This window comes from Pseudomonas psychrophila, from assembly GCF_001043005.1.
Taxonomy (GTDB): Bacteria; Pseudomonadota; Gammaproteobacteria; order Pseudomonadales; family Pseudomonadaceae; genus Aquipseudomonas; species Aquipseudomonas psychrophila.
Window position 1 is genome coordinate 614638 of sequence record NZ_JYKZ01000001.1, and the last position, 19176, is coordinate 633813.

At 58.5% G+C, this 19176-nt stretch carries 13 protein-coding genes; 7 read left to right on the forward strand and 6 right to left on the reverse strand.

Translation table 11 applies throughout. The annotated features are described in order from the left end of the window. Nucleotides 1-4 precede the first annotated feature (4 nt). A complete protein-coding gene (locus tag TU76_RS02910) occupies nt 5-6613 on the reverse strand; it encodes an NEL-type E3 ubiquitin ligase domain-containing protein (protein ID WP_048351054.1) in 6609 nt (2202 codons plus the stop codon). Nucleotides 6614-6759: 146 nt separating this feature from the next. Between TU76_RS02910 and TU76_RS02915 the strand changes: the two genes are divergently transcribed. The 5 genes from TU76_RS02915 to TU76_RS02940 all read left to right on the forward strand — a co-directional run bounded on the left by TU76_RS02915 (nt 6760) and on the right by TU76_RS02940 (nt 13042). After that, nucleotides 6760-8514, forward strand: coding sequence for a sensor histidine kinase (locus tag TU76_RS02915; protein ID WP_048351055.1), 1755 nt, complete (start codon nt 6760-6762; stop codon nt 8512-8514). A 3-nt stretch (nt 8515-8517) separates the two neighbouring features. Then, complete coding sequence (locus TU76_RS02920) at nt 8518-9852, forward strand: sigma-54-dependent transcriptional regulator (RefSeq protein ID WP_019827768.1); 1335 nt, start codon at nt 8518-8520, stop codon at nt 9850-9852. Nucleotides 9853-10150: 298 nt separating this feature from the next. Continuing rightward, nucleotides 10151-11473 carry an MFS transporter gene (locus TU76_RS02930; RefSeq protein ID WP_019827769.1) on the forward strand — a complete coding sequence of 441 codons (1323 nt, stop codon included), beginning with the start codon at nt 10151-10153 and terminating at the stop codon, nt 11471-11473. A gap of 345 nt (nt 11474-11818) precedes the next feature. Continuing rightward, entirely contained in the window at nt 11819-12271 is a 453-nt protein-coding gene (locus TU76_RS02935) for a hypothetical protein (RefSeq protein WP_048351057.1), read from the forward strand. Between the two features lie 150 nt (nt 12272-12421). After that, complete coding sequence (locus TU76_RS02940; protein ID WP_019827771.1) at nt 12422-13042, forward strand: flavin reductase family protein; 621 nt, start codon at nt 12422-12424, stop codon at nt 13040-13042. Between the two features lie 53 nt (nt 13043-13095). On the opposite strand, the gene TU76_RS02945 is transcribed toward TU76_RS02940, so the two are convergent. Further along, nucleotides 13096-13329, reverse strand: coding sequence for a hypothetical protein (locus tag TU76_RS02945; RefSeq protein WP_019827772.1), 234 nt, complete (start codon nt 13327-13329; stop codon nt 13096-13098). Between the two features lie 34 nt (nt 13330-13363). Beyond that, entirely contained in the window at nt 13364-13678 is a 315-nt protein-coding gene (locus tag TU76_RS02950; protein ID WP_019827774.1) for an antibiotic biosynthesis monooxygenase family protein, read from the reverse strand. Between the two features lie 318 nt (nt 13679-13996). Between TU76_RS02950 and TU76_RS02955 the strand changes: the two genes are divergently transcribed. Further along, nucleotides 13997-14926: an AraC family transcriptional regulator gene (locus TU76_RS02955; RefSeq protein WP_019827776.1), complete on the forward strand. Its 930-nt coding sequence runs from the start codon at nt 13997-13999 to the stop codon at nt 14924-14926. Here the strand turns inward: TU76_RS02955 and TU76_RS02960 are convergent. Beyond that, entirely contained in the window at nt 14921-16552 is a 1632-nt protein-coding gene (locus tag TU76_RS02960) for a 5-guanidino-2-oxopentanoate decarboxylase (protein ID WP_048351058.1), read from the reverse strand. The two genes, TU76_RS02955 and TU76_RS02960, sit on opposite strands and share 6 nt — an antisense overlap. 112 nt (nt 16553-16664) lie before the next feature. On the opposite strand from TU76_RS02960, the gene TU76_RS02965 reads away from it, so the two are divergent. Continuing rightward, nucleotides 16665-17555, forward strand: coding sequence for a LysR substrate-binding domain-containing protein (locus TU76_RS02965; protein WP_046808906.1), 891 nt, complete (start codon nt 16665-16667; stop codon nt 17553-17555). 1 nt (nt 17556) lies between these two features. On the opposite strand, the gene TU76_RS02970 is transcribed toward TU76_RS02965, so the two are convergent. Both TU76_RS02970 and TU76_RS02975 read right to left on the reverse strand, forming a co-directional pair. Then, nucleotides 17557-18171: an NAD(P)-dependent oxidoreductase gene (locus TU76_RS02970; protein WP_019827781.1), complete on the reverse strand. Its 615-nt coding sequence runs from the start codon at nt 18169-18171 to the stop codon at nt 17557-17559. A gap of 46 nt (nt 18172-18217) precedes the next feature. Continuing rightward, nucleotides 18218-19099, reverse strand: coding sequence for an MBL fold metallo-hydrolase (locus TU76_RS02975; RefSeq protein WP_019827782.1), 882 nt, complete (start codon nt 19097-19099; stop codon nt 18218-18220). Nucleotides 19100-19176: the final 77 nt, after the last annotated feature.

Here is a 19176-nt window from a genome sequence, read left to right on the forward strand (position 1 = left end):
CGGGTTACAGAGGCCCGCCAGGGGTTTGATCAGCGCCCTGGAGTGCCGCGTCTGTCAGTTCTTCAACCAATAGATTGAGCTTCTGATCTCTGCTATCGGTCAGTTCTGCCCCCCGGAGTAACTGCAAGTCGTCAGACAGTTCGCTGTCCTCTGAGAGCTTTGTGTAGTCCTTCTGGTATTGCTCCTCGATGGCCTCGAAACGGGCGGTATGCTTGGCGTGAAGAAAGTTGCGCCACAAAACCTCCTGCATGATCGAGTGTTTGAGCGCGGGGCCAGCGTCCATGGCCAGAATGCTGTCTTTGGCCTCGGTGATTTGCGCCGCAGAAATACCTGCTATCGGCGCAGAAAACATCGACCGGGTCTGAATCGGCAAGCCTAGGGCTTCGGCCAGTTGGATTCGGTAAAACAGCTGTATTTCAGCCACATCGGGATGGCCTCCCAGCCTTAAGCGCTCGGCGATAACGGCGTCTGCGATCTGGTCGACTTGCCTGAGACGAAACAACCCCTTGGCCAGATTTAAATGCTGTGTCTCGCGCACGTTCGCACCGATCAGGTTTTCAGCCTGATGAATGAGCACCTGCACCTCCAGGTTGTCGAGGAGCACCATGACACCGTCCCGGCACGTTGCATCATAGTGAACGCCCTGAAACAGCAGGTCGCGCAAGGCTGTGTCCGCCAGCAGGCGATCGATCAATGTCCACACACGGTCGTGCAGCGCCAACCGGCTATGAGCCGACATATCCGCTTGAGCCTGCGCCAGACCCGACAGCAATTTGAGCAAGTCGTTTGCCTTGCCCTCAAACCCCTTGAGCAAGGCCCATTGCTGGAGTTTTTGCTGCCGTTGCACAGCACTCAGGCCCGAGGATAACCACGGACTGATATCACCTATCGGGTAGCGGGCCTCGTGAAAGGCATGGGCATGGTCAACCGCCGGGATGTAGCCCATATGGATGCCGGTTCTGCCCCAGTAGTCGATCAATCGGTCACGGCTCTCGGCGGATATAGGGTTACCGTGAATCCGGGTCACGCTGTTGACCGCGTTGGCACCGGGGGCCTCAAACAGCGTCTGCTCGATAGTGACAATATTGTTATGCCGCAGATTGACTTCTTCAAGGTGCGTCAGCCCCTGCAACCCTGCAGGCCAGCTCGTAATTCCGGTATGTGATAAGTTCAAATAGCGTAACGCCGTCATCCGGCTTACGTCCGGCGTGATGCCTAACGAGTTGTTATCAAGGCGAAGCGCTTGAAGCGCTGTGCAACCCGCCAGCTGTTGCGCACTTTCAGGGCTCAGCACAATGTTGTTGTAGGACAGGTTGAGCGTCGTCAGCCGGGGCATGTTGGCAATCGCAGGTGGCAGGCTTCTCAATCGATTGTCAAACATCGTCAGCACATGCAACTGGCTGAAACTGCTCAAAAACTCATTCGATCCTCGGTGCAGGTTCATGTTATCCATGTGCAGCCCCCTGATATGGCTGAAATCTCCTGTCAGCGCCGGCAGGTCGCCAGCCTGAATACCGTTGAACACCAGTAAGTAGCCGCCATCAAGGCTTGCTTGCGCCGAAACAGTCTCTGTATCTCTGCGCCAGGCGCGTTCGATCAGCTCACACACCCTACGCCGCTCCCCGGGAAGTGCCATCGCAACATGGGTTCCCGCCGTAGGGTAAAGCTGGATGCGCTCCCAACTCGCCAATTGCCCTAGCAGCGTCTCAAGTTCCACCCGCAACCGCTCGACCTCTGCCCGCCTGCTCGCATCGGTGCCGCCCAGCGCGTCCAGAAAACGCAGGTTTTCGACGTAATTCATCCGCGGGTACAGGCTTCTCACCTGACGGACCAGGTCCAGAGGATGGTTTGACTGCCCTTGATTGAGAAAGAAGGGATAGGCGACAAACGAGGTATCGACTTTCATCGGCGGCTCAATCCGGTGGTTAGGCGGCTCCAGCCCCAACAGGGTCTTGACCTGGCTTCTGTGGGCGATGGCCAGGTCGCTGATTTTTTTGGCCAGGACCCGGGTATCGTTTACATCCTTGATCGCGATGCCCCCACGCTCGGCCTCGTTCAACACATGCAAGATCGACGCGAGCAGATTGTTATCCGTCGTTGATGGGGCATTGAGTGCCTGGCCATCCTGATCATAAGCCCGGTAGCGACCGTCACGCCTGACCAGCCTGCGGGGTGAGCGCCCACCGGCTGATCCAATGCTGTCGAGCAACTGACCGTTCACGTCATTGCGGCGCACCTCGATTCTCACATTTGCGGGCCAGCCCGACAGGGACTCAAGCATATGCAACATGAGCCTTTCGCTGTCGGGAGTTGCCGTAGCCTCCATGAACAAGCCCTCATAAGCCCGGGCCAGGCGTACCTCTCTGGAGGTCCAGGTAATTTGCTCGGCCAGCCGTGGCGGGATTAGCCCTTGATCAAGGAAGTGAGCTTTTTCGCGGCCTGTGGTGTGCCTGAGCAGATTGTTGATGACGCTTTTGGGGAGCTGCGGGTATTTGTTTTGAACCACAACTACATGGGCATCAGTGCTCTGCTCCAGGCTCTGGTACAGCGTGTTGAACACATCAACTTCGCGCTCCAGGGCATGAGCGGCGATTTTTTTAGCCAATACCAGCATTCGTGCTTCGATCACCGGCGTGTAATCCCCCAGTAAAACCCGGGTATCGCCCTCATTCATCTGCGAAAGCAAGGCACGCAAAAAGCTTCCGTTGTGGGTGTCATCGCGCAAGATTCTGATGCGTGGCACGTGACTCCCAAGATCAGTGCCGTACTGCTGCAGGGTATTGCCTTGCGCGTCCACCACTTGCAGTACTTTGTCCCGTGGCCAGCCGGGCATACTTTGCATCAATAACAGCTGCAGGTCGGTACGGGCATCAGGCAGGGTGTGAGCTGCCTGCATTTTCTTCACAAAACCGCGGATGTCCCGTTCAATCCCGAAGCGTTTCCAGGTGTCGATCAGCAAGGGTGGCGGGGTCAGGTTGTTCATGTGTACCTGGCGCAACACCCCTTCATCGGTGTTGCTCACGGCCATGATTGCCTGCGCTGTCTCATCGCTCACGGACTGAGGCTCGGCGCGCAGTCTTCGCAAGAGCTGGAGCCTGGACCAGTGCAGCGGATTCTCGCTTTTCAGTCGCCATGCGCCATCGCCGTTGTGCTCCAGCAGCGGCGTATTGACTCCGACTTTATCCGGATGCTTGAGTCGCCATTTGTGCAGCTTGGCATCGAGTTCAACCTGATACACCACGCCGTAAAGCGACAGATGGTGTTTACCCTCTATCTCGTAAAGCCCCAGCTCCCCCGGCGGCTGATCAAGGGGTAACGCCACCGCCCTCTGGTATTGGGCCGTGGATTTGTCCCAAAGGCTGACGCGCCCATCTGCCTGACGGCTGGCCAGCATTGCATCGCCCAAGGCCTTGCGCAGACCCGTGATGCTGATGCCCTGCATGCCCAGCTGTGAGCGTTCTTGAGGTTTGAGCAACCAACCCAGCGCCAGATAAAAACTGTCAGGGGTTGAGCTGAACGTGATGCTCTCTTGACGACGGTAATCAAACGCTGCGTACGAGCCATTGCCGTGATGGCGCAGCACGACACTGGTGTCGTCAGCTCCAGTGGCTGTATAAACGCTCGCAGCATCGGTGACCACCAGCCTGCGATTGAGCTTGTCGTGCAGGGCACCGCGCGCAAACTCCCGCGCCCAGCTATCCATATCCCGGGTATGGGCACGGGGGTGATAAATACCATCCAGAGCCTGATCGACACGCAGTTTTATCTCCAGTTGATCCACCGCGCTGGCAAACGGTAGGGGCTGGGCGTTGTGCTCAAGGGCACGGCTCACCTGGTACGTATTGAATGGATGCGCAACCAGCAGTGACTCCAGACTCTCGATAGACAACGAGGGGTTTAGCTCATGAAGTTTGGCGAGCAGTGGCGTAGTGCTTTCCGAGATCGGCGGGCACACCAGCGGCAAGTACTTGCGGCCTGCATCTGCGCTGGCAATCGGGTCGTTGCGCGCATGCCCTTCGAGCCCAGTGAGGGCCTTGAATAAAAGCGTTTTGTCCTCTCGGGCCAGATCGCAAACTTGCTCGCCAATGGCTGTAATCCGCGTGGCCCTGTCACGACCAGGACTGTCTTCGCGCCCCAGCATTGATGTCTCGGGTAATTGGTCGAGTACCAAGGCGAGCAATTGATGCACCTGCCTACTGCCTTGGCCGAGATCGTCCTTGGCCGCATAGGCACCATGATCCAGACGCTTGACCTGAATACGATTCAACGGCGTACCAGGGCGGTAATCCTTGCCATAGGATTCAATCACCGTCCCTTGTGGATTGAGTACATCCAGCACTGCCTCCACCGGCCAGTGGTCCAATTGGGTCAAGACACTCAGTACCGCGCGGTGGGCGCTGACCGGTAATGCCACGCGCAGTGGCAAGTCGGTAACGATGTGCTCGATGAGTCGATCAGCCATTAGCCGACGTACCCCGTCGGCCAGCGGGCCCGGTATGGGCTGGCCTTGCCAGGTGTCCTGCAACTGCTGACGAGAAGTCGCGGTAATGCTCAGCATCCTCTCGATATCCCCACGCGCAGCGCTCTGGGTATCGACCACCAGCATGCGCTGCAACAACTGAACGTCGCTCAGGCTCTGAACATCATCGAGCGCCAGACGCCAGACCTTGGTCACGGTATCGAATACCACAGGCGGCCGGTACACCTGAGCATCAACGGCCTTGAGCACGTAATGCTTGTGGACGGGGTCAAGGATGACTTCGATGGCCAGGGTCTTGTCGCCCTCCTGGACCTTGGCATACGCCTTGCCCATGTGCGGATAAATACCTTCATGGTTGAGCGTCAACGTGTCCAGCAGGGTGGCATCCACTTGCGAATAGGGACTCAACTGCCGATCCCACAACTCGGTCCTGCCGTCCTGGTGAATGACCTTGATCGGCTGCCCCACACGGTTCCAGAGTGCGTTCATGCGTTGTCGATGAGCCTTGCTTGCAACGCCGATCAACCGCCCGCTGATGAGCATATCCATCGAGTCCGCCAATGCCCCGGCGAAGGTGCTGGCCTCCCCTTTTCCGGCTTCTTTGACCCCCTGCACAACGCTGTAGGCCAGCGATCCGAAGATGGCACCCTGCATGATTTTATTGAGCCCCAACACGCCTCCGGGCATGGGCGTGGTGAGCAGGCTCAACACCTCACTGCCGATATCGGTCAATGCCTCCTTGAACGCCTGCCAGTCCTGTTCGGACTTGGGGGTGGCCAGCATGTTCAGGTTGGAGCGGTAGCGCTGCATGTGCCGCTCGGCCATTGCGTACGCCATCAGTGGCGATCCAGCCGCAGACATTTCGACAGACAGTTGCAAACTGTCCAGGTCAGGTTCGGGGAACGTGCTGCGAAAACTGTCATACAACACCCCCGCCAGCCACGACAGCCCTTCGGGCCTTGGCTCAGCCCCCAACAGTTTGTTAAAGAACCCCAGGTCTTTGAGCGCCAGTTGCCTGACAAACCAGCCCAGCTGCCCCTTGCTGTGATCCTGCTTGAGTTGTTGCACGAACTGCTGGAACACGGCACCTACGTTCGTATGCCATAAAACTGCACCCCCCAGCCGATTAGGAAAGTAGCTGAAGACACCCATGACTTCGGGCACCTTGATGATGAAAAGCGGCAGCGCCACGCTGCCTTTTCCGATGAAGTCATAGCCACTTTGCGAACCGAACAGCAGCCTGCCGTCGGCACCCGTGTCCACAGGCGGGTGGATAAACCTGTGCTTCCTGGCAAGCCCCATCGAGACGGGCCATAGGTGGGGTGACGAGTCCCCCTTCAACATGCCGAGCAATAACTCATGGTCCCTGCGCTGAACTTTCGAGACGGTGTTATTTCGCAATGCCTCCAGCAACTCGAATTCAATGCTGGATTTGGCTGCGTCTACTGCCAGCCGCATCAAGGACCCAGCCGGCCCGGCTGCCTGCTCCAGCAAGCGGTTCAACTGCACGCCAAAATCCAGTCTGCGCGCGATCGCGATAAACGGCCCTGCCGCTTGGCCATTCAAGCCCTCGGCATAATCGATGTGACTGGCCTGCTCATAGCTGTAGGGCTTGAGCAGCCTGGAATCGGTTCGATAGCTGAAGTTCTCGCAAGCGGCGTCCCACAGCGTGACCGAGTGAACGCGTTCGATAAATCTTGATTCATCCAGCGCGCGAGTCGTGCGAGGGGGGCTGAAGGTGAACCGGGGTTCGCGTGCAGGTTTGTCGCCACTGATGCGTGAGAGGTATTCATTGAAGTCTTCGTGGATATTTTCACGATAGCGCGTGTAGATGCGGGCTTGCTCGGGGTTGATATCAACGCCCGTCAGGGTTTTCAGTTCTCGTTTGAGCGCGGCGATCTGGCTGGATTTGAAGGTGTCCTTGATCCGTTTGATCTCCGTTTCGACCGCTTCGAGGTCTGCCTGGGCCTTGCGATGGAGTTGGGGATAGCTGTTTTTCTGCTCATCATCAAGAAGGGCAAAGTTGGACTGCACGATGGAGGCGATAAAAGACAGCGCTTCATTTTGCGCCCATTGGGTTTTGCTCAGGAGTACAGGTGCTCTACCGCTCACTGGGGGGGACAGGGTTGTCATCTTCATGATTCCGTTGAGTAATAGCCCCAACATAGCCATGGGCAAACCTCGGCATGCTGTAGATAAATACCCGAATCACATGGGCTTTATGGGCCCCCAGTGGCACCATGCTAGGGTTTTTGTCCTTTATAGAGCAGCCTGTAAACATGGCCATGACTTCTCGCCATCTGCGATTGGCGCTGTATTGCGTGTTGATTTTGGCAGGAGCCGTCGTTGCGGGGAGCTGGGCGATGCTTCAGGCCGATCGCCATGCGCTGGAAGAAAGCGCCAAACGCGGGCCTGAGCAGCTCAATCTGTATGCCAACTCACTGCACACGTTAATCGAACGCTATCGCGCACTGCCCGCCGTGCTGGCGCTGGACTCCGAACTGGTGAACGCCCTGAGCAGCCCCGTCACCCCTCAGGTACAAGCCGAGCTCAACCTGAAACTGGAACGCATCAACGGCGCAGCGCAATCCTCCACCCTGGAGTTGCTCGACAGCACCGGGCTGGCCGTCGCCGCCAGTAACTGGAATACCTCCAACAGTTACGTTGGCCACAACTATGGCTTCAGGCCGTACTTCAAGCAGACCCGTAGCCAGGGTGCCGGCAGTTTCTATGCGGTGGGCGTGACCAGCGGTATCCCGGGCTACTTTTTATCCAGCGCGGTACTCGGCCCCGAAGGCCAGTTTTTGGGCGCGATGGTGGTCAAGCTGGAGTTCCCGCAACTGGAACGCGAATGGAGCCAGGGCAAAGACACGCTGCTCGTCAGCGATGCGCGGGGCATTGTATTTATTGCCAACCAGCCCAACTGGCGCTATCGCATGCTCCTCCCTTTGAATGACAGCGATCGAAGCGAAATTTCCACCACCCGCCAGTACCACAACCAACCGCTGACGCTCATAAAAACCCGCACGCTACAAAGCTTTGATGAAAACAGCTACCTGAGCCGCGTCGACGGCCCCGATGGCCCGGCGGATTACCTGTGGGGCACCTTACCCCTCAATGCCGAAGGCTGGACGCTACACCTGTTGCGCCGCCCGCTGGCGTCTACTGAAGACAGCCGCAATGCCGCACTGGCGGCGATTGGGCTGTGGTTGACGCTGGTATTTTTGGGGTTGTTTCTATTCCAGCGCTGGCGCCTGGCGCGCATGCGCCAGCGCAATCGCGAAGAACTTGAGCAACTGGTCGAGGCCCGCACCCGGGACTTGCGCACCGCTCAAGATGGCCTGGTGCAGTCAGCCAAGCTCGCGGCACTGGGGCAAATGTCGGCGGCGCTGGCTCACGAGATCAACCAACCCCTGACTGCCCAGCGCATGCAACTGGCAACCTTGCGCCTGTTGCTCGATCACGGCCGTATCGACGACGCTTACAAAGCCCTGGACCCGCTGGAGCAGATGCTGACGCGCATGGCCGCACTCACTGGCCACCTAAAAACCTACGCTCGCCAAAGCCCCAGCGGTTTACGCGAACGTCTGGATCTGGCACGTGTTGTCGATCAGGCCCTGCAACTGCTGGAACCACGCCTGCAGGAAGAAACGGTCGACCTGACTATCAATCTGGTTCGCCCGGCCTGGGTACGCGGCGATGCGATCCGTCTGGAGCAAGTCTTGATCAATCTGCTGCGCAACGCCCTTGACGCCCTGCGCGACAAACCGCGCAAGCGTCTGGAAATCCGCATCGAGGCCAATCAACAACTCTGGCACTTGACGGTGAGCGACAGCGCGGGCGGCATCAAGGAAGAACATCTGGGTAAAATCTTTGATCCGTTCTTCACCACCAAACCTGTGGGTGACGGATTAGGCTTGGGCCTGGCGGTGTCTTACGCCATTGTTCACGAAATCGGCGGTCGCTTGACCGCCTGCAATCAGGCCGATGGCGCGCAATTCACGCTGACGCTGCCCATCGCACAGGAAATGTGAAACATGCTCAACTCGGTGATCGTGGTCGATGATGAGGCCAGTATTCGTAATGCCGTGGAGCAATGGCTAAGCCTGAGCGGCTTTGAGGTGCAGTTGTTCAGCTGCGCCGAAGACTGCCTGAGTCAATTGCCCGCGCATTTTGCCGGGGTGATTGTCAGTGATGTGCGTATGCCGGGCATGGGCGGCCTGGCCTTGCTGACCCGCCTGCAACAACTGGATGCGGATCTGCCGGTGATTTTGCTGACAGGTCACGGTGATGTGCCGATGGCCGTCGAAGCCATGCGGGATGGCGCCTACGACTTTCTTGAAAAACCCTTCAGCCCCGAAGCACTGCTCAGCAGCCTGCGCCGAGCCCTGGAAAAACGCCAACTGGTACTGGAAAACCGCCGTTTGCACGAACAGGCCGATCTGCGCGAGCTGATCGACGGGCGCTTGCTGGGTGTGTCGCGAAGCTTGCAGACCTTGCGCCGCCAGGTGCTGGAACTGGCGCCATTACCGGTCAATGTATTGATCCGGGGCGAGACCGGCAGCGGCAAGGAACTGGTCGCCCGCTGCCTGCATGATTTTGGCCCGCGCGCCGACAAACCTTTCGTGGCACTGAACTGCGCAGCGATCCCGGAGCAGTTATTTGAAGCCGAGCTGTTCGGCCACGAAAGCGGTGCATTTACCGGGGCCATGGGCAAGCGTATCGGCAAGCTTGAGTACGCCGATGGCGGGACCTTGTTTCTGGATGAAATCGAAAGCATGCCACTCGCCCAGCAAGCCAAATTGCTTAGAGTGCTGCAGGAACAAAAGCTGGAGCGCCTGGGCTCCAACCAGAGCATCAGCGTGAACCTGCGGGTGATTGCCGCCACCAAACCCGACTTGCTCGATGAAGCCCGGGCCGGGCGTTTTCGCGAAGACCTGGCCTACCGCCTGACCGTGGCGGAACTGCGCCTGGCCCCCCTGCGCGAGCGGCGGGAAGATATTCCTTTGCTGTACGACGCCTTTTCACGCAATGCCGGTGAACGCCTGGGGCGCAACGCACAGCCGCTGAGCGGGCCACAACTGTCTCATCTGCTGAGCCACGACTGGCCGGGCAACGTGCGCGAGCTGGCCAACGTTGCCGAACGGGACGTACTGGGCTTGAGCGAACCACAACTGGACGACCCCGGCGCTGGGCAATCGCTGGTGGCGCAACAGGAAGCCTTTGAGGCGCAATGCCTGCGTGCCGCGCTGACCCGGCATAAAGGCGACATCAAGGCGGTGCTCAATGAACTGCAACTGCCGCGCCGTACCCTGAATGAAAAAATGCAGCGTCATGGGCTGGTGCGCGAGGCATTTTTGGGGAGCAGTTAAGCGATTCCTGCCTCTGTGGGAGCGGGCTTGCTCGCGATTCGGACGGCGCGGTTGTTCAGGTAAACCGGGGTGATGCCATCGCGAGCAAGCCCGCTCCCACAAGAGTCAGGGCCTGCAACGCTTGTCAGATAGGCGGATTCCTGCCTATGACGCACCCGCAAACCAGCGGATTTCCGCTCATTCCCAGCCTCCTCCCCTTGTAAACCGGGCTCTCCAGCCTTGGCACAACTCCTGCTATAGCCCTGCAAGCTCGCGTTTTGACGCGCTATAAAAAAACAATGAAAGAAGGATCCATTCAATGGATAACTCCAGCACTCTGCCTGCCGGGTCCGTGTCTGCGGCCCCTAAAGAAAAGACCACCTCCAGCCGTATCAAATCAATTTTCAGTGGCTCCGTCGGCAACATGGTCGAGTGGTACGACTGGTACGTCTACGCCGCGTTCTCGCTGTACTTCGCCAAGGCCTTCTTCCCGAAAGGCGACACCACCGCACAACTGCTCAACACCGCCGCCATTTTCGCCGTGGGCTTTTTGATGCGCCCGATCGGTGGCTGGCTAATGGGCCTGTACGCTGACCGCAAGGGCCGTAAAGCCGCACTGATGGCCTCCGTGCTACTGATGTGCTTCGGCTCGCTGGTCATCGCCCTGTCGCCAGGTTATGAAACCATTGGCGTGTGGGCGCCCGTCCTGCTGGTCTTCGCCCGCCTGCTGCAAGGCTTGTCCGTGGGTGGCGAGTACGGCACCTCGGCCACTTACCTGAGCGAGATGGCAACCAAGGAACGTCGCGGTTTTTTCTCGAGCTTCCAGTACGTGACCCTGATCTCGGGTCAGCTCATCGCTCTGGGCGTATTGATCGTTCTGCAACAAACCCTGACCGAAGAACAGCTGTACAGCTGGGGCTGGCGCGTTCCGTTTGTAATCGGTGCCCTGTGCGCCGTGGTCGCGCTGTATTTGCGTCGCGGCATGGAAGAAACCGAGTCGTTCAAAAAGGCCAAGGTCAAGCCTAAAGAAAGCGCCATGCGCACCTTGATGCGCCACCCTAAAGAGCTGATGACCGTCGTCGGCCTGACCATGGGCGGTACGCTGGCGTTCTACACCTACACCACGTACATGCAGAAATACCTGGTGAATACGGTGGGCATGAGCATCTCGGACTCCACCACCATTTCGGCCGCCACACTGTTCCTGTTCATGTGTATCCAGCCGCTGGTAGGTGCACTGTCTGACAAGATCGGGCGTCGCCCAATCCTGATCGCCTTCGGCGTTCTGGGCACCCTGTTCACTGTCCCGATCCTCACCACCTTGCACACCATCACCACCTGGTGGGGCGCGTTCTTCCTGATCATGGCAGCACTGATTATTGTCAGCGGCTACACCTCAATCAACGCTGTGGTGAAGGCTGAACTGTTCCCGACAGAGATCCGCGCATTGGGCGTAGGCTTGCCTTACGCGCTGACCGTTTCGATCTTCGGCGGTACGGCTGAATACATTGCCCTGTGGTTCAAGAGTGCAGGTATGGAGACCGGTTACTACTGGTATGTGACGGCCTGCATCGCCTGCTCGTTGGCGGTGTACGCCACCATGAAAGACACCCGCAAGCATTCGCGGATCGAAACAGACTAACCCCTCGCCCCCAACCAGCCCCGCACGGGGCTGGTTGTACCCGCCACACCCTCCCGCACTACCCCCTTCGAAGCCCCCTTCTTTCAGAGCACCAGATTAATCTGACTTAATAGTCAGTTAATTCTGTTAGTGCACTATCAATCTCAGCAAGAAATCAAACGCTGGCTGTAGCGATCAGCCACCCAATGGAAGAGCAGACACGCGTGACGCAATTTTTGCGCGGGCCAATGGATCGAAATAATCGATTGTTTAACGCTATTTTTTGCGCTTTTTAATCAAATTAATCGGCGTAGCATTAAACCCATAGCCACTGAACATCCCAGACACGAAACAAGGAACTTAAACATGAAAACCAAATTGATCATTGCAGCAGCCTTCTCCGCCCTGGCCTTCAACGCTTTTGCCGCTGATGGTTTCGACCGTACTCACTCGTCGAGCTTTGCTGAAGATGGTTTCAGCCGCACAGGCTCCGCCGCAATTGCCGCTGACGGTTTTGACCGCACAGGCTCGGCCACTTTTGCTGAAGACGGCTTCGATAAAACCAACTCGGCTACCTTCGCTGAAGACGGTTTCGACAAAACCAACTCGGCTACCTTCGCTGAAGACGGCTTCGATAAAACCAACTCAGCCACCTTCGCCGAAGACGGTTTCGACAAAACCAACTCGGCTACCTTCGCTGAAGACGGCTTCGACAAAACTAACTCGGCCACCTTCGCAGAAGACGGCTTCAGCCGTACCCATTCGGATACCTTTGCCTCGGATGGTTACGATCGCACCAATGGCGCCCTTTTCAGCTAACACCTGAAGGGAGGCACTTCAGCCCGGCCCTGGCCGGGCTTAGTCGTTTTTGGGGGAACGGAAATTGCGCGAACCCGTAGCCGCTTTTGTAATCACCCCCAATGCCTTGCACTATAGGGGCTCTATATCAGCCGTTTGCGGACTACTCCCATGCATGACGATATTCATTTTTATGAACCCTCCCAAGGCCACGGCCTGCCCCACGATCCGTTCAACGCCATCGTCGGTCCGCGTCCGATTGGCTGGATTTCGTCTCAGGATACCCAAGGCCGACTGAACCTTGCGCCCTACAGCTTTTTCAATGCCTTTAACTACATCCCGCCGATCATCGGGTTTTGCAGTGTGGGCCGCAAAGACAGCCTCAATAACATCGAGCAAACCGGCGAATTCGTCTGGAACCTGGCCACACGCCCCTTGGCCGAAGCGATGAACCAAAGCTGCGCCATGGTCGGCCCCGAGGTGAATGAGTTCGAGTTGGCAGGCCTGACGACGGCACCCTCGCGGGTGATCAGTGTGCCGAGAGTGGCCGAAACGCCGGTATCGTTTGAATGCAAGGTCACGCAAATCATCCAGCTGCAACGTGCAGACAAGGCGTTGGTGCCAAGCTGGCTGATTCTGGGCGAGGTGGTGGCCGTACATATCGCCAGACACCTGCTTAAAGACGGGATTTACGACACCGCAGCCGCCGAACCGATCTTACGCGGTGGCGGCCCGGCGGATTACTTCCAGCTGGGCCCCGAAGCACTGTTCAAAATGCATCGCCCGCGTTAAGGCCTGTTGACGCTTAGTTGTGAGCCACACCCAAACGTCAACAGACCCTACAACTACCAAACCAGCTCGGCGTCTTCGGTGACGCCTTGCAGGGCTTCAAGTTGCTCAGCAGCAGCGGCATCGGCGGCCGTGGCTGTTTTGAAGGTTTGCTCGATCAGTACTTTGTGAAAGCGCGGCGCTCCACCTTCGTACAAGGCTTTGACTGCAATCGCGGCATGGTAAATCCCGGGTTCAACCGGAACCACGGCTGATACCGCTTCAAACTGTGCAAACTCTTTACGCGCCATGCTTCAACTCCCGGCCAATGGAAAAACCGGCATTCTACCTGTTCAGCCCGTTCGCATCGTTGAAGGTCTGAAAATCAAGACTATCTACCACTTGCTGGTGAACCAGCACGCCGTAAACATCCATGAGCGATGAGTTGAAATACGCCTGCATCGAGGGTTCATCCTGCCAATAACCCGCGACCTGCCACAGTAGCGGGTCGGTCTGACAATGCTGCAAGACAAAGTGCAGGCAACCGGGCGTCTTGAGCGTCGGTTCGATCAGTTGGCTCAGGCACGCCTCGACCTGAACCGAGCACCCTGCGCGGGCGCGAACCAGGGTCATGTGACTGACGGCATTGGACTGGGGCATGCTGGCCTCCACAAAGGAAAGTGGTGTTAGGGAGAGGTTCAAAGCTTAAAGGCCAGCACCCGTGACCGTTAGTCGATTCCTGCCCCTGGCTTGCACGATTCTGCAAAACCTCGCCTGCTACCCTCCTGATTACACAAGTGAACCACCTGCTTCGTCATAGGCCTTTCGAGCAAGGTTGAGCGTCTGCAACGGGTTTGACAGGTGCTTGATGCAGAGTAATGACAGGATCAGGCAAGACAACGACAGAAATCAGCTACCCCTTGGCCTTGCACAAACTTAAGCTGTGCCTGCCCTGTTGCTTTAATGAGGATGCAACCTATGTCACTGCTGGAACCGCCGCGCCCGGCGCTCGACCCCGCGCTTGAAACTCAGCGAGCGGAACTGGCTGACCTGATTTTGCGCCACACCCCTGAAGACGGCTCGTTCAACACGGGCGTCGAGGCGCTGTTTGTGTCCCGATACAGCCAACCCAGCGATTTTGCCCCCAGCCTGCCAAAACCAGCGCTATGCATCATGGCTCAAGGCCGTAAAGAGGTGCGCCTGGCGGATGAGTACTTCGCCTACGACCCGCTCAATTACCTGGTGGTTTCTGTGTCGATGCCGATTAGCGGCCGGGTGCTGGAGATATCCTCCGAGCGGCCGGTGCTGGCCTTGCGTCTGGATATTGACCCGGCAGAGATCACCACGCTGATCAGCGATGCGGGGCCCATGGGCGTGCCATCGAGACCAACCGGGCGCGGGTTGTACGTCGAGCCCATTGACCAGCCAATGCTCGACGCGTTGCTGCGCCTGACACGCTTGCTCGACACACCCAAAGATATCGCAATGCTGGCGCCACTGATTCGCCGGGAGATTTTGTACCGACTATTGCGTAGCCCTCTTGGCCACAGACTGTATGAAATCGCCAGCGAGAACAGTCAAAACCATCGCGTCAGCCGGGCGATTTCCTGGCTTAACGGCAACTTCGAACAACCGCTGCGCATCGATAGCCTCGCGCGGGAGGCCAATCTTAGCGTGTCGACATTGCACCATCGGTTCAAGGCCATGACCGCCATGAGTCCACTGCAGTACCAAAAGCAATTGCGCCTCAACGAAGCGCGACGGCTGATGCTCAGCGAGGGCCTGGATGCATCGGCCGCCGGCTATCGCGTGGGCTACGAGAGCCCCTCGCAATTCAGCCGCGAGTACAGCCGTCAGTTTGGCGCGCCACCGGTGCGGGATCTGGCGCGCCTGCGAATGAGCCTATAGCCCGAGGGATTGCTGCCAGCGCAGCTCATCGATTTCAATCACGCTGGGCCCCTTGCGGTCGGCGGCACTGGCCAGGGCAGCGCGCAATTGCGCCTCGCCATCCACCGCCTGCGCGGTGCACCCCAACGCCTTGGCTACACCGATAAAGTCCGGGGTATAAATGTCGACACCCACCGGCTCGATGGCGCGATTAAGCATGTACTTTTTGATTTCGCCGTAACCCTGGTTATTCCACAGCAACACGATGATCGGTGTGCGAGCTTCAACCGCACTGGCCAGTTCAGCCAGGGTGAATTGCAACCCCCCGTCCCCGATCAGACACAGCACCGGGCCACCCCCGCTCCCCTCTGCCCGGCGCCCCAGCCAGGCCCCGATTGCCGCTGGCAGTGCATAGCCGAGGGTGCCGTAGCCGGTTGATGAGTTAAACCAGCGACGCGGCTGCCCGGGGTTGAAAGTCAGGTTGCCGGTGTACACCGGCTGGGTCGAATCGCCTACGCACACCGCATCTGGCAGCACATCAAACACCGCCTGCAAAAAATGGGTTTGCGCCCGGGTCGGCGCATCCCATTCAGTTTCCAGCCGGGCCTTCAGGCGACTGACCCGCTCTGTGCCCCAGCCCGTCTCCCGGGACGGCACTTGGGCAAGGCTCGACAGCAAAGCTTGGGCTGCCAGGCTCGCATCCGCCACCAGAGCGAGGGTCGGCGGGTAGTTGCGCACGGTCTGATCCGGGTCGATATCGATGCGCAACAAGGCACCGGGGATCTCAAAGCCGCCAGCAAAGGTCACGTCGTAATCGGTTTCGGCCAGCTCGGTGCCAATGGCCAGCACTACGTCGGCTTCGGCCACCAGGGCCCGCGTCGCAACCAGCGATTGGGTCGAGCCAATCAACAGCGGGTGATCAGAAGGCAGCATGCCCTTGGCATTTATAGTCAGAGCCACTGGCGCGCACAGTCGCTCAGCCAGCTTCTGCAACGCGGGTGCCGCCTCTATCGCGCCACCACCCGCCAGAATCAACGGCCGTTTAGCGTGGGCCAACCGCTGGCTCATCTGTTCGATGGCAGCCGGTGAGGCCCCCGGCCGGGCAATACTGACGGGGAGACTGGCAAGCAGTGCATCGGCGTTTTCCACCAGCACGTCCAAGGGGATCTCGATGTGTACGGGCCGTGGCCGCCCGGCCTGAAACAGCGCAAATGCACGCGCCAGCACGCCCGGCAACTCCGCCGCCGACATCAGGGTGTGGGAAAACGCCGCCACACCAGCGACCAAGGCCCCCTGATTCGGCAACTCATGCAACTTGCCACGCCCACCACCCAATTGGCTGCGCGACTGCACACTGGAAATCACCAGCATCGGAATCGAGTCCGCGTACGCCTGGCCCATCGCAGTGGTGATATTGGTCATGCCGGGGCCGGTGATGATGAAGCACACGCCCGGCTTACCGCTGGTGCGGGCATAGCCATCAGCCATAAACCCTGCGCCTTGCTCGTGACGCGGGGTTACATGGTTGATCCTGGAACCTGCCAACCCGCGATACAGCTCAACGGTGTGTACACCGGGGATGCCGAACACCTGCTCGACCCCATACGCTTCCAGCAACTTGACCAATACTTCGCCGCACGTCGCCATGTGTCCTGCTCCTCTTCTTGTTCGGGAATGAACCATTGAAGCGGTCGGCTGTGGTGCGCACAACGCAAACGTGCTCATACTAGCCATGTCCTTGACTCATGGCTGACCACTGATGAAACGCCTACCGCCACTGCCTGCGCTGCATACTTTTCTGATCACGGCTCAATGTTGCAACTTCACCCGTGCCGGTGAGCAGTTGCACATCACCCAGGGGGCGGTGAGTCGGCAAATTGCCGGGCTTGAGGAGCATCTGGGGTATGCGCTGTTCCATCGCCAGGCTCGCGGCCTGAGTCTGACCGAGCAAGGCCAGGCGTTTTACCCCCGCATTGAGCAGGTCTTCGACATGATCGGCGAGGCGGTCGAGCACGCCAGCATTCGTCGTACCCCACTGCAAATCAAGGCGCCTACCTGCATGCTGCGCTGGCTGCTGCCCAAGTTGCTCCAGTGGCAAAAACTGCGTCCGGACGTGCCGGTAGAACTGACCAGCAGCGTGCAACACGGTGTGGATTTTCGGCGCGAGGCTTTCGACGCCGCCGTGGTCTACAGCCCGCAGCCAGGGCCAAAGCGCGAAGGCCGGCACCTGTTTGACGAACAGTTGACCCCGGTCTGCGCCCCGCACCTGCTGGACGGCAGTAACGCCATCAACCACCTGAACGACCTTGCACAACACACCCTGCTGCACCCCAGTCGCGATCAACAGGACTGGATCAACTGGCTGGCTGCGGCGGGGGGAGATGTGTCGATGATTCGCAAGAGCCAGTACTTCGACACCCTGGACCTGGCCATGACCGTTGCCGCTCAAGGCAACGGAGTCGCCATCGGAGACTGGTCACTGATCGGGGATGATCTGAAGGCTGGCCGACTGGCCATGCCCTTTGACTTCAAAGTACGGACCGGCGCCGTCTACCGGCTGGTGTGTTCATCGCGCAACGAACCGTCCGCGCCGTTGCGCGAATTGCTGGATTGGCTGGTGAAACAGGCAGGGGATGCTGATCAGCCGTAGATCAATACCCCACCGTAAACCGCTGGCGGGAATGCTTGGGTTGTTCGACTTCATCCAGCATGGCGATGGCGAAGTCAGCAAAGCTGATCCAGCTTTTGCCTTCAGCGCTGATCAGCAGGTGGTCTGCACCCAAGCGGAACTTGCCTGTGCGTTCACCATCGACAAACTCGGCAGACGGTGACAGGAAGCTCCAGTCCAGATCTTTTTCGGCACGCAGGGTGTCGAGGTAAACACAGCCCGCCGAGGCTTCAGGACGGTACTCCTCGGGAAAGCCAGGGCTGTCGATGACTTTGCTGCCATCTGGCAACAGCAAGGAGCCCGCCCCGCCCACAAACAGCAGGCGTTTGACGCCGGCTTTTTTCACCGGCTCGATAATCACCGAAGCTGGCTGAGTCGAAAAATGCGCTGCGCTGAGCACCACGTCATGCCCCGCCACTGCGTCTTGCAGGGCCTGGGCGTTGTTGAGGTCGACATTTTGGGTAGCGACACCGGCGCGCTCACCCAATTTGGTAGCGTTGCGGGCAATGGCCGTCACGCTGTGACCGCGACGCAGGGCCTCTTCCAACAGTTGGCTGCCGGCACGCCCCGTCGCTCCAATAATTGCAATTTTGCTCATGACGCTCTCCAGTGAGTAGGTTTTACCGTTGGACACGCAAGCAGTTTCACCACTTCATTTCGCCTTTGGCCACTTTGGCACTGAGTTCCAGCGACGATTCTTCGCCCAGATCCGGGAAGCGTTTTTTCATTGCCGCAATCAACTCGCCCGAGTTCTTGGCCTTAAGAGTCTCTTCGTCAAACGCCTTGATGTAGTCACGGGTGAAATGCACGGCCTTCAACGAACGATCGCTTTCGCCCAGATAATGACCCGGCACCACGATTTTCGGCTGCAGGCTGTCGATACGCTTGAGGGTGGCCAACCACTGCTTGTGCGATTGCGGGGTCTGGGTGTCGGCCATCCACACGTGGAGGTTGTCGGCCACTACAACGCCACCAACCACGGCTTTAAGCGATGGAATCCATACGAAAGTGCGATCTGGCTGGCGCCCGGTGAGGCCAACCACGTCCAGTTCACGCCCTTCTAGGTCCAGAGTATTGCCCTTGAGGACCTGCGGCACGATCACGTTGCCCGGTACATCGGTGCCCATTTTCGGGCCCCAGAACGCCAGCTTAGCGTCTTTGGTTTCGTTGATATGTGCAACGGTCGGCGCCGAGGCCACGACCTTGGCGTCGGGAAATGCCTGGGTCAGGGTTTCAAGGCCAAAGTAGTAATCAGGGTCGCCGTGGCTGATGTAGATGGTGGTGAGGTTTTTGCCGCTGGCGCGAACCTTGTCGACCACCTGCTGTGCCTGGGCCTTGCCGAACTGGGCGTCAACCAGAATGGCGTCTTTGTCACCGCTGATCAGCACCGAAGACACCGGAAAAATCGCCGCCTCTCCAGGGTTGTAGACGTCCAGGGTCAACGGAGCCTGAGCCGCGGCATGGGCTGCAAAGCCCAGCACGACAGCGCTGAGGACAAAACGGCGAAGGGTCGAAAATCCAGTCATGGGTAATTCCTGAGTCAGTGGCCAAGGTCGGCAATGGACAGAGCTTAGTTGCACGATCGCTAACTAAAAATGCGATG

Excerpts from the sequence above, each read along its gene's own strand:
- TU76_RS02910 (WP_048351054.1), bottom strand. The coding sequence starts at position 6,613 with ATGACAACCCTGTCCCCCCCAGTGAGCGGTAGAGCACCTGTACTCCTG.
- TU76_RS02915 (WP_048351055.1), top strand. The coding sequence starts at position 6,760 with ATGGCCATGACTTCTCGCCATCTGCGATTGGCGCTGTATTGCGTGTTG.
- TU76_RS02920 (WP_019827768.1), top strand. The coding sequence starts at position 8,518 with ATGCTCAACTCGGTGATCGTGGTCGATGATGAGGCCAGTATTCGTAAT.
- TU76_RS02930 (WP_019827769.1), top strand. The coding sequence starts at position 10,151 with ATGGATAACTCCAGCACTCTGCCTGCCGGGTCCGTGTCTGCGGCCCCT.
- TU76_RS02935 (WP_048351057.1), top strand. The coding sequence starts at position 11,819 with ATGAAAACCAAATTGATCATTGCAGCAGCCTTCTCCGCCCTGGCCTTC.
- TU76_RS02940 (WP_019827771.1), top strand. The coding sequence starts at position 12,422 with ATGCATGACGATATTCATTTTTATGAACCCTCCCAAGGCCACGGCCTG.
- TU76_RS02945 (WP_019827772.1), bottom strand. The coding sequence starts at position 13,329 with ATGGCGCGTAAAGAGTTTGCACAGTTTGAAGCGGTATCAGCCGTGGTT.
- TU76_RS02950 (WP_019827774.1), bottom strand. The coding sequence starts at position 13,678 with ATGCCCCAGTCCAATGCCGTCAGTCACATGACCCTGGTTCGCGCCCGC.
- TU76_RS02955 (WP_019827776.1), top strand. The coding sequence starts at position 13,997 with ATGTCACTGCTGGAACCGCCGCGCCCGGCGCTCGACCCCGCGCTTGAA.
- TU76_RS02960 (WP_048351058.1), bottom strand. The coding sequence starts at position 16,552 with ATGGCGACGTGCGGCGAAGTATTGGTCAAGTTGCTGGAAGCGTATGGG.
- TU76_RS02965 (WP_046808906.1), top strand. The coding sequence starts at position 16,665 with ATGAAACGCCTACCGCCACTGCCTGCGCTGCATACTTTTCTGATCACG.
- TU76_RS02970 (WP_019827781.1), bottom strand. The coding sequence starts at position 18,171 with ATGAGCAAAATTGCAATTATTGGAGCGACGGGGCGTGCCGGCAGCCAA.
- TU76_RS02975 (WP_019827782.1), bottom strand. The coding sequence starts at position 19,099 with ATGACTGGATTTTCGACCCTTCGCCGTTTTGTCCTCAGCGCTGTCGTG.